Below are 13,268 nucleotides of genomic sequence, written 5' to 3' on the forward strand. Positions count from 1 at the left end.
CTTTAAGGAAAACCCCATTTTAAGGAGAAGTTGTATGGCGTTTAATCTAAAACATGTTTTTGCTCTTGCAGGTGTTGCTGCAGCCCTATCACTAACAGGCTGTAGTGAAAAAGAAGCCGTAGTTGATAATAGCAAGGTAAAAATTGGCGTCATGGCAGGAGCCGAAGAGCAAGTTGCTGAAGTTGCTGCAAAACAAGCAAAAGAAAAATATGGCTTGGATGTAGAGTTAGTTTCTTTTACTGATTACGTATCACCGAATGCGGCATTAGAAGAAGGCTCTATTGATGCTAATGCTTTCCAACACAAACCATATCTTGATCAGCAAATTAAAGATCGCGGTTACAAGTTTGCGGTAGCGGGGAATACATTTGTTTACCCAATTGCAGGTTACTCAAACTCAATCAAATCTGTTGATAAGCTAAAAGATGGCGATAAAGTGGCAGTACCAAACGATCCAACCAACCTTGGTCGTTCATTGTTGCTACTTCAACAGCAAGGTCTAATAAAACTAAAAGATGGTTCAGGTTTAACTGCAACAGTATTAGATATTGTTGAAAACCCGAAAAACTTAAAGATTGTAGAGCTAGAAGCGGCACAATTGCCACGCTCTTTAGATGATGTGGCACTGGCTGTTATTAATACCACTTACGCAAGTAGCATTAACTTAACGCCTGAGCGCGACGGTGTGTTTGTAGAAGATAAAGAATCACCATATGTCAACCTGATTGTGTCTCGTGCAGATAATGTGAATGCGGAAAACGTGAAGAAATTTGTTCAAGCGTACCAATCTGAAGATGTATATAACTCTGCGAAAAATATCTTTAATGGTGGTGTTGTAAAAGGTTGGTAATCCCTACTTTCTACTAACCATATACTTATCGGGTAGGTCTCAGCACCTACCCTTTTTTATGCTATATTCTCAGCTCTTTTGGCTTCTTAATTGGCTTCATTCCATGTCTTATAACATCGAACCTATCGGCATTATCCACTCTCCCTATAAAGAAAAATTTGCTGTTCCTCGGCAGCCTGGGTTAGTGCCAAGTGCGCGTTCTGAAATTGTTTTACAAGGTGCTGCAAATTCATTAGAAGCGGTAAGAGGCATAGAGCAATTTAGTCATTTGTGGTTATTATTTTTGTTTGATCAGAATTTAGATGCCGGATGGCGCCCAACCGTTAGACCGCCTCGATTGGGCGGTAATGAACGCATTGGTGTGTTCGCTAGCCGTGCCACATTCCGCCCCAATGGCATTGGCATGTCTGCGGTCGAATTAAAAGGCATTCGCCATGAAAACGGTAATGTGATCATTGAACTCGGTGGTGTTGATCTCGTTGATGGTACGCCTATTATCGATATTAAGCCTTATATCCCTTATTCAGACAGCTTGCCACAAGCACAAGGTGGATTTGCTTCTAACACTCCGGATCTAATGCCCGTGTGTTTTAGTGAAACAGCGCTCAATCAACTACCAGCAAAAAACAAAAGCTATTATCAAACCGTGATCTGTGAAATTTTAGCGCAAGATCCACGTCCTGCTTATAAGAAAGGTAAGCCGGATCTAAAACAATATGCGGTGCATTTATTTGATTTTAATGTTCACTTCTCAGTAACAGAGCAACAAATAACCGTTAATCAGATCGAGAAAGTTAATCAGTAGCAGATCTTATACAGTTATCTTTGGCGAATAGCGTGTAGGCTGGTAAGATATTCGGCTATCGTCAGATCACTGACGGGCGGGATTTATCCCTTCTTTTTTAATCTAATTAATCAACGGATACCATCAATGCGTACCAGTAATTATCTTCTTTCTACTCTGAAGGAGACTCCAAACGACGCAGAAGTTATTAGCCACCAGCTAATGCTACGTGCAGGTATGATCCGTAAGCTGGCTTCAGGTCTATACACCTGGCTACCTACAGGTCTGCGTGTTCTGCGTAAGGTCGAAAACATCGTTCGCCAAGAAATCGACAATGCAGGCGCAATCGAAACCTTGATGCCCGTTGTTCAGCCGTTTGAACTATGGGAAGAAACAGGTCGCTCTGAGAAAATGGGCCCTGAACTACTTCGCTTTACTGACCGCCATACTCGTCCGTTTGTGCTTAGCCCAACAGCAGAAGAAGTGATCACAAGCCTAGTACGCAACGAAGTAAGCTCTTACAAGCAACTTCCGTTGAACCTGTACCAAATCCAAACTAAATTCCGTGACGAGCGTCGTCCACGTTTCGGCGTAATGCGTGCACGTGAATTCTGCATGATGGATGCTTACAGCTTTGACATTGACAAAGAAGGTCTACAAAAGTCTTACGATGCAATGCACGACGCTTACTGTAAAGCGTTCGATCGCATGGGTCTTGAGTACCGTCCAGTATGGGCCGACTCTGGCGCAATCGGTGGTAATGGCTCTCAGGAGTTCCACGTATTAGCAGAAAGCGGCGAAGACTTAATTGCATTCTCAACTGAATCTGACTACGCAGCAAACATCGAAAAAGCAGAAGCACTAGCCCCTGCTCACGATCGTGCAGCACCAACAGTGGAACTGTCTGTTATCGATACACCTAATGCGAAAACTATCGATGAGTTAGTTGAGCAACACGGTATTGCTATCGAGAAAACGATCAAGACCTTATTTGTTAAAGCTTCTGATGAAATCGATGCGCCTATCGTAGCGCTATTGGTTCGTGGTGATCACGAATTAAACGAAATTAAAGCTGAAAACCTAGACTGGGTTGCTTCTCCACTTGAAATGGCAACTGAAGAAGAAATTCGCCAGTTCGTTAACGCAGGTCCTGGCTCACTTGGTCCTGTCGGTCTTGAGCTTCCATTTATCGTTGACCGTACTGTTGCTGTAATGAGCGATTTTGCTGCAGGCGCAAACATCGATGGTAAACACCATGTTGGTATCAACTGGGGCCGTGACGTTGAGCTAGATCGCGTTGAAGATCTACGTAATGTAGTTGAAGGTGATCCAAGCCCATGTGGCCAAGGTACATTGATGCTAAAACGTGGTATCGAAGTGGGTCACATCTTCCAGCTGGGTAATACATACTCTGAGAAGATGAACTGTGGCGTGCTAGATGCTAACGGTAAAAACACCATTCTAGAAATGGGTTGTTACGGTATTGGTGTATCACGTGTTGTGGCATCAGCTATCGAACAGAACCATGACGAAAACGGCATTATCTGGCCAGATGCGCTTGCACCATTCCACGTTTCTATTGTTCCTATGAACATGGCGAAATCAGAAGAAGTAAAAGAAGCGGCAGAGAAGCTATATGCCGATCTAACTGCTGCTGGTATTGAAGTACTGTTTGATGATCGTAAAGAACGCCCTGGCGTAATGTTTGCAGATCACGAACTACTAGGTATTCCACATACTATCGTTATTGGTAACCGTAGCCTTGAAAACGGTGAGATGGAATATAAAAACCGTCGCACAGGTATCAAAGAAGCCGTTGCTGTAAATGATGTTGTTGCGTTTATTAAGCAAAAAATGGCTTAAGTAAAAAGCTAATAACATATTGAAAAAGCTGTCGTTATGGCAGCTTTTTTTCTATTCTTTATTTTAAAAAAACATTTTACTCACTCCCATTTTTTTATGTAACAGTAAATATCCGTTACAATCTTGCCGTTATCATTGATCTGCTCAAAATATGCCCTATAGTGACAAATCAAATAGTTATTGATCTTGTCGTAATGGAACAGGCTTTATTTAATCGATCTCATTCCTCACCTTCCCCTAAGCTAAAGCAAAAACCTTTAGCTGCGGATCAACGTCTGTTGATCCTGCAAAAACTTCAAGGGAAGCTGGAGATCCAAGCGTTATTTCAACCTCTCTGCAGAGAGCTAGATAAACAAATTGATATCGCTCGTTTAGTCTGGACCCTTGATGAAACTACAACATTGATCCGCCAAGGAAAACCGACACCTCATCAAAACAGCTTTGCTTTACGCTTTGGTGATAACTCTTTAGGCTCACTTCATTACTCCACTCTTTATCCGTTAGATAACGACGAAATAAGCCTATTACATACCTACCACCGTTTATTTGCAGGCCCTCTATTTAATGCGATTGAATATCAAAAAGTAAAACATATGGCACTGAAAGATAAACTTTCAGGGCTATGTAATCGAATGTGTTTTGAGCAAGATATTCATCATGCTATTGCGATGAGCGAAAAACGAGATGTGGAGTTGGTACTGTTTATTTGTGACTTAGATAATTTTAAACAAGTGAATGATAACTTTGGTCATCTTGATGGCGACAAAGTCATTAAAGATTTTGCTAATGCACTGAAGTTTGCAACGCGCACTTCAGATCGTTGTTATCGCATTGGAGGTGATGAATTTATTATTTTACTTCAACCTGCCAGTGCTCGCTCTGAAATAAAAGTGGTATCACGGATCAACCAATATATTCAACAAAGCCCTATCTTGGGTATCTTAAATATTGGATTTTCTTATGGCACAGCGACCTTTAATAAAGGTGATTCTATGCTGTCTTTAATTGAACGTGCCGATCGTAAACTTTATCATCACAAGCGTAATAAATAATCATCTCGTTGCGCTAAGCACCATAAATCCTACGTTTTTATTTTATTTAACGCTATGATGATCCACGTTAATAGTGAGTATATTCGAAGTGAGCCCCTACATTCTCTTCGAATACTTTCTAGAAAGGATGAATGATGCAAATTTATCAATGCTGTGAGCTTATCCGAGCAACTTACGCGCAAATTGGTAGTGGTGATCAAGGTTATATTCCTGCGGCTATTAGCTGTGCAATTAAAACCTTCAATGATATTGCCGAAGATACTAATTTACCGCTTGAAGTCCGTGAGCGTGCAGCGTTTGCTGCAGCAAACTTATTAATCAGTGATCATGAGGACAAATAATGGATTTAGCTAAATTTGAAAGCATGGATCCCATCATGTTAATGAGTATTGTCAACATGAAGATCCGTGATGACTTTCAAGATCTCGATGAACTCGTTAAATTCTACGAGATTGATCGCCAAAAGCTGATCGATAAACTTGCAAGTGCTGGCTTTGAATACTTGCCTGAAGTTAAACAATTTCGCTAAACAAAAAACGGAAGCTTAAAGCTTCCGTTTTATTTTTAGGTTAAACCCGTATTAGCCTTTAAAGATCGGCAGTAAATTTGCCATCGCCATAATGTGGAAGATTGCGGTCACCACACCAAAGCCAATCACAACATATACCGTCACATTACCGCCAGGCACAACAAACCCATCTTTCTTTTCTTTGCATTGACGAGTCTTTTTCGCTAATAAAGCAGGAATAATACACGCCCAAATCGTTGCAGCAGCACCGGCTAAACCAATCGCAGACAAGAAACCCAGTGGTGCAAATAATGAAAGGATCAGCGGTGGTAAGAAAGTGATAGCCCACGTCTTCAAGCGTCCTTGTTTTGAATCTTCAAAGCCAAATAAATCGGCCAAATAATCAAAAACCCCCAAACCAACTCCGATAAACGAAGAAACAACAGCGGCAATCGAAAAAATACGGATTGCTTGTTTAATGCTGTTTGAGTCAATAACGCTATCAAGTGCTTGCGTTAAAGCATCAATACCACCACCAGCCGAAACCACAGGACCAAATGCATCACGAGGTAAGTTGCCAAAAATACAAATCACCCACACTAAATAGAAACCTAACGCGATAAATGTGCCACCTAGAATCGCATTTTTAGCTTGGTATTCATCGCGGTAATAGTCGCGCATTGTGCTCACCGAATGGTGGTAACCAAAAGAAGTTAATGCTATAGGTAATAGTGCTAACGCATAAGGAGAATAGCTGGCATGTAAGTGAGTTGTATCCAGTAAAACAGGAACTTTGATATGCGTCGCTAGTCCTGAAATTCCAATTAAGAAACTCACCAACATAAAAACAATCAGTAAAATAGAAATACGATCAACCGCACGCGTTGAGTGCAGAACAAAGGTTGAACTGATTGCGACAAATAAAATAGAAGCTAACTTACTATCAATCCCTAATATATTACTAAAAATCATACCTGATGATGAAATATAGGCATAAAGCAAAATACCACCAACAAAGTATAATGACAGATTATTAATAATATTAATTTTAGTATTAAGTACATCTTTTGTGATGGTATTAAAAGACACTTTAAAATCATAATGCTTAAGCGCTTCTAATAATAACCAGCCTGATAATGTCATCATAACCATGGTTAAAGATATTGCAATAACGCTCCAGAATGTCCATGCACCCGCCCCAGCACTCGGTAAACCTAACATGCCCGCGCCTACACAAACGCTTGCAATAATACACGCTCCGCCAAGTGTCGATGGTTTGCTCATTTCTTTCCCTTCCAACTGTCGTATCAGTAGACTAGTACACTAATACCTTTTGTATTTTATCGCAATAAAAAGTTACTAAGCAGGCTAAAAAAACAACATAATAAAAATTAGCTATATATCCTTCTTCACAAAACATGATTTAAAAGCATAAAAAACACCGTAATAAATAATATATTACGGTGCAAAGTAAATAATATTTCGATGAAAGATAGGGTGCTTGAACTTACTAGGAAAATAATGCCCTATTTGTCTTTTTTAAGAATTAAGAGCAATTGTAATATCATGACCAGAAAACTCAGAGACGACAAAATACCCCGCTACAGCAGCAAGTTTATCGCCATAAAAGATAAGAGGCGTACGGCTGCGTAACCAACTTGGCACATTATATTCTTGATAAAGTTTTTTTAATTTTCTGCTGCCACATCGCCCTACAGGTTTTATAGCATCACCTTGATAGTGAAAGCGCACGGTTATAGACTCATCAGATTTAGGCTGTCTTAATAAAGGATAATCACCCTCTTGGCTTAAAACCAGCGTCCCTAAGTTTTGCGGTAGCTGGCAAGGAGAATCTAAATCAATATTGTTTTTCCACTGGCTAATATCATCCCACTGCCGCAGTAAATATAACTTCTTTTGATAGCGACGCACTTCAACATTTGCCCAACACAGTTTAGGATTCGCATCTTCTTTTGCCTGAACTACGTTAAACCAAATCTGTTCAAGCTGTGCTAACGATGGCATTAAGACTGATTGTTTTTTTAACCATTGACGAATTAACGCCATACCGACACGTTGAGTCACATCAGAAGCAAGCAGTAAGCTACCATCAGCTTGGATCGCTTGAGCAAGTTGGGTGGCTAATAACTCAGCTAGTAATGCTTCTTGCTCACCGCACAATGCGCTACTTCGTGCGACTGATTTATGAATACTTGGCCAACGTTCAACTAGACGAGGCGTTATTTGGTGGCGAATAAAATTGCGATCATAACGCTCATCTTGGTTACTTTCATCTTCAACCCAAGAGAGTTTGTGCTCCAATCCGTATTGCTCAATATCAGCACGAGTAATATTGAGTAATGGTCTTAAATGCGTCCCTTTAGCAAAAGGGAGTATCATTGGCATCGCTGCTAATCCAGCAGGGCCACTCCCGCGCTTTAATGCCAATAGAAAAGTTTCAATCTGATCGTCACTATGTTGAGCGGTTAATAGCATGTCACCCATGTTGACGTGTTGCGCTAAAATGTTATACCGCGCTTCTCGTGCAGCTTGCTCAAGGCTAATTCGGTTTCCTGTTAGCACTTTTACACGTTCAACATCACAGCTAATGCCGGCACTTTTAGCCCAAACCACACACTTATCAGCCCATATATCAGCATTAGTGCTTAACCCATGATGTACATAAACGGCATGACAGCTATATTCTGGATTTTGTGTAATAAATCGCGCTATTAAATCAAGCAGTACACGAGAATCGAGCCCACCACTAAAAGCAAGAACAAACCGTTTGCTTGCAGGGAGATGAGTCAATAATTGACGACAAAAAGCAGAATACAACATGATATCTTTCAACATTAAGAGAAAACTATAGTCTATCGCAGCCTATCAAAGCACTAAATGGGAAAAACAAAAAAGGCCAGCTTAATTGCTGACCTTTTACTAAACGTTACACCAACTTTTTAGCAGTAACCATAACTCATTAGACGCTGATAACGACGTTCAAGTAACGTCTCAGTATCTAATTCATCCAGTTCAGCCAATGTTGCCTTAAGTTGTGCTTTTAATGTATTTGCCATTAGTAACACATTACGGTGAGCGCCACCCAGTGGCTCTTCAATGATGTTATCAATCAGCTCCAACTCTTTTAAGCGAGGAGCTGTCATACCCATTGCTTCAGCCGCTTGCGGTGCTTTGTCTGAATCACGCCATAAGATTGATGCACAACCTTCTGGTGAAATAACAGAGTAGGTTGAATATTGCAGCATATTAACGCAATCACCCACACCGATCGCTAATGCGCCGCCAGAGCCGCCTTCACCCACCACATTACAGATAACAGGCACTTTCAAGCCAGACATAACTTTTAGGTTCATCGCGATAGCTTCTGATTGACCACGCTCTTCAGCGCCGACACCAGGATATGCACCAGCTGTATCAATGAAGGTAATCACAGGCATATTAAAGCTCTCTGCCATTTTCATTAAACGTAATGCTTTACGGTAACCTTCTGGTTTAGGCATGCCAAAGTTACGCTTCACCTTCTCAGTCGTACCACGGCCTTTTTGATGACCAATCACCATAACAGGACGGCCATCAATACGGGCAATACCACCGACTAACGCTTTATCATCAGCAAACGCGCGATCGCCTGCCAATTCATCAAACTCTTCGAACATGTGCTCGACATAATCAAAAGTATATGGGCGCTGAGGATGGCGTGCGAGTTGCGCAACCTGCCATGCACCAAGATCACCAAAGATTTTCTTGGTAAGCTCTAGGCTTTTCTTTTCTAGTTGCTCAATTTCTTTTTCTAGATCAACCGAATTAGACTCATCACGACGAGATACATCACGTAATGCTTCAATTTTTGCTTCTAGCTCTGCAATCGGTTGTTCAAACTCGAGGAAGTTCAGGCTCATACCACTTAAAATCCTTTTGCTTATGATGATGATAGGGACTTAACTACCCTATCATAAACATTAAGCGCATTTAATTAAACTCAAGCTCGACCTGCTTATCACCTAGGAGTGTTTTTAGATCCGATATTAATTGATCGGCTGGCGTTATTCGCCATTCTGTTCCTAAAGTGAGTTTGGCACGGGCATTCGAGCGCTGATAGTACACATTAACAGGCACAGTACCTGCTCTGTGTGGTTCCAACACTTGGCTGAAACGGGCAAAAAACTGCTCATCAATCTGCTGTTCTGTTACAGATATAGCAAGACCACGGAGATGCTTTTCTCTCGCTTCTGATATATCGAGCACTTCACGTGCAGACATTCTAAGGCCACCATTGAAATCATCAAAGCTGACCTGTCCTGATATCACCACAATTTTATCTTTTTCAAGCAGATCAATATAACGATCTAAGGCATCAGAGAATAGCATGACTTCCATTCGACCTGAACGATCATCAAGCGTCATTAAACCAATTCTGGTCCCACGTTTGGTTGTCATTACACGGGCGGCAATAACAAGCCCAGCAACAGACGCTACCTTATCACGTCCTGTTTGCTGCGCATCTTTTAAACGCCATGTGGTGTAATGTTTTAATTCTGAGAGATACGCATTTATAGGGTGACCTGTTAGGTATAAGCCTAATGTTTCACGTTCCCCTTCCAACCAGACTTTATCTGGTGCTTCAGGGATATTAGCATACTTATTCTCAACTTCTTCAGGGGCGGCCGTTAATACGCCAAACATGTCGGCTTGACCAAAGGCTTCGGCTTGGTGGTGCTGACTCGCGGCTTTTATCGCATCATCTAAAGTTGCCAACATCGCTGCACGATTAGGCCCTAAACGATCCATCGCACCCGACTTAATCAGTTTCTCTAAGACACGTTTATTGACTTTTTTAGTATCAATACGGGCACAGAAATCAAATAAATCTTTAAAGTGGCCACCTTTTTCACGGGCACTAATAATATTTTCAATCGGGCCTTCACCGACCCCTTTTACCGCACCGATACCGTAAACAACGGCACCGTCTTCATCAACATTAAAACGATATAAACCTTTATTAACATCCGGCGGCAGCAGCTTTAGCTTCATACGGTGACATTCGTCAACCAAGCTAATGATCTTGTCCGTATTATCCATGTCGGCTGTCATTACCGCAGCCATAAATTCGGCAGGGTAATGTGCTTTTAGCCATAGGGTTTGGTAAGACACCAAGGCATAGGCGGCTGAGTGCGATTTGTTAAATCCGTAACCGGCAAATTTCTCTACCAAGTCAAAGATTTTCATTGATAGCTCGCCATCAACGCCATTTTTTATCGAGCCTTCTTCGAACACGGCTCGCTGTTTCGCCATTTCTTCAGGCTTTTTCTTACCCATCGCACGACGAAGCATATCCGCGCCGCCAAGGGTATAACCCGCCAGCACCTGCGCGATCTGCATTACCTGCTCTTGGTACAAGATAATGCCGTAAGTCGGATCGAGAATTTCTTTTAATGACTCATGTTGCCATTTTTCATCAGGATAAGAAACCGCTTCTCGACCATGTTTACGGTCAATAAAGTTATCTACCATGCCTGATTGCAACGGGCCGGGACGGAATAGTGCCACCAGAGCGATCATATCTTCAAAACAGTCGGGTTGAAGACGTTTGATCAGATCTTTCATACCACGGGATTCGAGCTGGAATACCGCAGTTGATTCTGAGCGCTGCAACATCGCAAAGGATTTAGGATCATCCATTGGAATCGCTGCGATATTTATAGGCTCTTTGCCTTGTTCAACCAAACGTGGATTAATTAGCGCTAATGCCCAATCAATAATGGTTAATGTACGTAAACCTAAGAAGTCGAATTTAACTAAACCCGCAGTTTCAACATCATTTTTATCAAACTGAGTAACGGGGTTATTACCCTCTGCATCACAATATAAGGGAGCAAAGTCGGTGATGGTTGTTGGCGAGATAACCACACCACCAGCGTGTTTACCTGCGTTACGCGTTACCCCTTCAAGAATGCGACACATATCAATCAAGTCGCGAACTTCTTCATCCGCATCATAGGCTTGACCTAATTGAGGTTCGGCATCAAACGCTTTGGCGAGTGTCATCCCAGGCTCTGCTGGCACTAACTTTGAAATGCGATCAACAAAACCATACGGGTGACCTAGCACACGACCAACATCGCGGATAACCGCTTTGGCTGCCATAGTACCGAACGTAATAATCTGTGATACCGCATCACGACCATACATTTCAGCCACGTGATCGATAACCAAATCACGCTTATCCATACAGAAATCGATATCGAAATCGGGCATGGAAACACGTTCAGGGTTCAAGAATCGCTCGAAAAGTAAGTCAAACTCCAGCGGATCTAGATCGGTGATTTTCAGCGCGTAAGCAACCAATGAGCCCGCACCTGAACCACGGCCAGGGCCTACTGGTACATCGTTATCTTTCGACCATTGAATGAATTCCATTACGATCAAGAAGTAACCAGGGAATCCCATTTGGTTAACAACTTTTAATTCGATATCTAGACGCTCATCATATTCAGGACGACGAGCAGCACGCACTTCTGGATCGGGAAATAAAAATTCTAAACGTTCTTCGAGTCCTTCTTTGGATTTAACAATCAAGAAGTCCTCAATTGTCATATCACCCGTTGGGAAATTAGGTAAGAAATACTCACCTAATCGAACGGTTACGTTACAACGCTTTGCGATTTCAACTGAGTTTTGTAGTGCTTCTGGGATATCAGCAAATAACTCGCACATTTCTTCTTCACTACGAAGATACTGCTGTGCGCTATAAAGTTTCGGACGGTTGGGATCGACAAGGGTATAGCCATCATGAATAGCAACGCGAATTTCATGTGCGTCAAACTGATCGGCAGTGAGTAAACGAACATCATTGGTAGCGACAACAGGTAAATCGGCTTTTTCTGCCAGCTCAATCGCAAAGTGAAGGTAGGCTTCTTCATCAGCACGCCCTGTACGTACTAATTCCAAATAGTAACTATCTGGGAAATGGGTTTGATAAAAAGCAACTAAGCTATCAACCATGTTCTGGTTGCCTTTTAATAAAGCTTTACCCACGTCACCATTTTTACCACCGGATAGGATAATAAGCCCTTCACGGTGATTCACGAGCCACTCTTTATCAATAACAGGCTGATGCTGTACATGACCTCGTTGGTAGGCTTCAGAAATCAATAACGTAAGATTTTTATAACCTTCATTATTGGCAGCAAGAATGGTGAGTTCAAATAGTTCATCGCCCATCTCTGCTGACTGTACTTTGAAATCAGCACCGATAATTGGCTTTATTCCGGCATCATGAGCAGCAAAGTAAAACTTCACTAAACCACATAGGTTAGTAAAGTCTGTCATTGCGAGTGCAGGCATACCAAGTTCTGATGCCTTTTTAACGATTGGCTTTACTTTCGCCAAACCGTCAATCATCGAATAATCACTATGAACACGAAGGTGGATAAAACGTGGTTCTGCCATGACAACCTAATTTATTACGTAACTTAATTATGAAAATTATACCTGAAACAAGGTATGAGAGGTATTGAGCAAACAAAAAAATGGCATAGCGAATAGCTATGCCATTAGTCTGTAAAAAGAAAAATCGTTTAGTCTAAACCCAATACTCGCTTTACGGGTTTAAAGCTCTTACGATGCTGATCTATTGCGCCGTATTGCTCTAATGCTTCAAAGTGTGCTTTGGTTGGATAACCTTTATGTTTAGCAAAACCGTACTGCGGAAACTCAGCATCTAATATTTCCATTTCACGATCACGGGTCACTTTAGCAATAATGGACGCGGCACTGATCTCTGCAACACGTAAATCCCCTTTCACCACAGCCTGTGCCGCCATCGGTAATTCAGGTACTTTGTTACCATCAATAAGTACGTAATCTGGCTGTACACTTAAGCCTGCTACTGCGCGCTGCATCGCAACCATCGTTGCTTGCAAGATATTCAACTTATCAATTTCGTCCGCTTCACAACGACCTAATGACCAAGACAACGCTTTTTCTTTGATTTCATCAAACAACAAATTGCGTTTTTTTTCGGTCAATTTTTTAGAATCCGTTAAACCTTCAATGGGATTATTCGGATCTAAAATCACAGCCGCAGTCACCACTGCGCCAACTAATGGCCCACGACCGACTTCATCCACCCCAGCAATACAAGTTGCTTGCGGGTAAACAAATGGTTCAAACTCTTTTTTCTCAGCCATT

At 41.8% G+C, this 13,268-nt stretch carries 11 protein-coding genes; 6 read left to right on the forward strand and 5 right to left on the reverse strand.

All coding sequences use genetic code 11. The annotated features are described in order from the left end of the window. The first annotated feature begins 34 nt into the window (after positions 1-34). The 6 genes from C9J46_RS13730 to C9J46_RS13755 all read left to right on the forward strand — a co-directional run bounded on the left by C9J46_RS13730 (position 35) and on the right by C9J46_RS13755 (position 5,078). Positions 35-850, forward strand: a complete 816-nt coding sequence (locus tag C9J46_RS13730) for a MetQ/NlpA family lipoprotein (RefSeq protein WP_107247525.1) — start codon at positions 35-37, stop codon at positions 848-850. A 103-nt stretch (positions 851-953) separates the two neighbouring features. Further along, a complete protein-coding gene (gene tsaA / locus C9J46_RS13735; protein WP_107207706.1) occupies positions 954-1,655 on the forward strand; it encodes a tRNA (N6-threonylcarbamoyladenosine(37)-N6)-methyltransferase TrmO in 702 nt (233 codons plus the stop codon). A gap of 126 nt (positions 1,656-1,781) precedes the next feature. Continuing rightward, on the forward strand, positions 1,782-3,497 hold the full coding sequence (locus tag C9J46_RS13740; RefSeq protein WP_107207707.1) for a proline--tRNA ligase: 1,716 nt from the start codon (positions 1,782-1,784) through the stop codon (positions 3,495-3,497). Positions 3,498-3,691: 194 nt separating this feature from the next. Next, on the forward strand, positions 3,692-4,549 hold the full coding sequence (locus C9J46_RS13745; RefSeq protein WP_107207708.1) for a GGDEF domain-containing protein: 858 nt from the start codon (positions 3,692-3,694) through the stop codon (positions 4,547-4,549). 134 nt (positions 4,550-4,683) lie between these two features. Then, positions 4,684-4,890: a YaeP family protein gene (locus C9J46_RS13750; protein ID WP_107207709.1), complete on the forward strand. Its 207-nt coding sequence runs from the start codon at positions 4,684-4,686 to the stop codon at positions 4,888-4,890. Beyond that, entirely contained in the window at positions 4,890-5,078 is a 189-nt protein-coding gene (locus tag C9J46_RS13755) for a DUF4250 domain-containing protein (protein ID WP_107207710.1), read from the forward strand. The genes C9J46_RS13750 and C9J46_RS13755 overlap by 1 nt, the downstream gene beginning before the upstream one ends. A 51-nt stretch (positions 5,079-5,129) precedes the next feature. Here C9J46_RS13755 and C9J46_RS13760 read toward each other — a convergent pair whose 3' ends face one another. The 5 genes from C9J46_RS13760 to rnhB form a co-directional block, all read right to left on the reverse strand. Continuing rightward, complete coding sequence (locus C9J46_RS13760; protein WP_107261063.1) at positions 5,130-6,341, reverse strand: aromatic amino acid transport family protein; 1,212 nt, start codon at positions 6,339-6,341, stop codon at positions 5,130-5,132. Positions 6,342-6,596: 255 nt separating this feature from the next. After that, positions 6,597-7,913 carry a tRNA lysidine(34) synthetase TilS gene (gene tilS, locus C9J46_RS13765; RefSeq protein ID WP_107291059.1) on the reverse strand — a complete coding sequence of 439 codons (1,317 nt, stop codon included), beginning with the start codon at positions 7,911-7,913 and terminating at the stop codon, positions 6,597-6,599. A gap of 104 nt (positions 7,914-8,017) precedes the next feature. Then, complete coding sequence (accA, locus tag C9J46_RS13770; protein ID WP_107291060.1) at positions 8,018-8,977, reverse strand: acetyl-CoA carboxylase carboxyl transferase subunit alpha; 960 nt, start codon at positions 8,975-8,977, stop codon at positions 8,018-8,020. 70 nt (positions 8,978-9,047) lie between these two features. Next, positions 9,048-12,527, reverse strand: coding sequence for a DNA polymerase III subunit alpha (gene dnaE, locus C9J46_RS13775; protein ID WP_107207713.1), 3,480 nt, complete (start codon positions 12,525-12,527; stop codon positions 9,048-9,050). Between the two features lie 128 nt (positions 12,528-12,655). Then, complete coding sequence (gene rnhB, locus C9J46_RS13780; RefSeq protein WP_107287845.1) at positions 12,656-13,267, reverse strand: ribonuclease HII; 612 nt, start codon at positions 13,265-13,267, stop codon at positions 12,656-12,658. Position 13,268 lies beyond the last annotated feature (1 nt).

This window comes from Photobacterium sp. GB-36 (assembly GCF_003026135.1).
Classification (GTDB): Bacteria; Pseudomonadota; Gammaproteobacteria; order Enterobacterales; family Vibrionaceae; genus Photobacterium.

Bases quoted from the DNA above. Each gene is read 5' to 3' on its own strand.
- tilS (WP_107291059.1), bottom strand. From the start codon at position 7,913: ATGTTGAAAGATATCATGTTGTATTCTGCTTTTTGTCGTCAATTATTG.
- C9J46_RS13760 (WP_107261063.1), bottom strand. From the start codon at position 6,341: ATGAGCAAACCATCGACACTTGGCGGAGCGTGTATTATTGCAAGCGTT.
- tsaA (WP_107207706.1), top strand. From the start codon at position 954: ATGTCTTATAACATCGAACCTATCGGCATTATCCACTCTCCCTATAAA.
- accA (WP_107291060.1), bottom strand. From the start codon at position 8,977: ATGAGCCTGAACTTCCTCGAGTTTGAACAACCGATTGCAGAGCTAGAA.
- C9J46_RS13745 (WP_107207708.1), top strand. From the start codon at position 3,692: ATGGAACAGGCTTTATTTAATCGATCTCATTCCTCACCTTCCCCTAAG.
- C9J46_RS13750 (WP_107207709.1), top strand. From the start codon at position 4,684: ATGCAAATTTATCAATGCTGTGAGCTTATCCGAGCAACTTACGCGCAA.
- C9J46_RS13740 (WP_107207707.1), top strand. From the start codon at position 1,782: ATGCGTACCAGTAATTATCTTCTTTCTACTCTGAAGGAGACTCCAAAC.
- dnaE (WP_107207713.1), bottom strand. From the start codon at position 12,527: ATGGCAGAACCACGTTTTATCCACCTTCGTGTTCATAGTGATTATTCG.
- C9J46_RS13730 (WP_107247525.1), top strand. From the start codon at position 35: ATGGCGTTTAATCTAAAACATGTTTTTGCTCTTGCAGGTGTTGCTGCA.
- rnhB (WP_107287845.1), bottom strand. From the start codon at position 13,267: ATGGCTGAGAAAAAAGAGTTTGAACCATTTGTTTACCCGCAAGCAACT.
- C9J46_RS13755 (WP_107207710.1), top strand. From the start codon at position 4,890: ATGGATTTAGCTAAATTTGAAAGCATGGATCCCATCATGTTAATGAGT.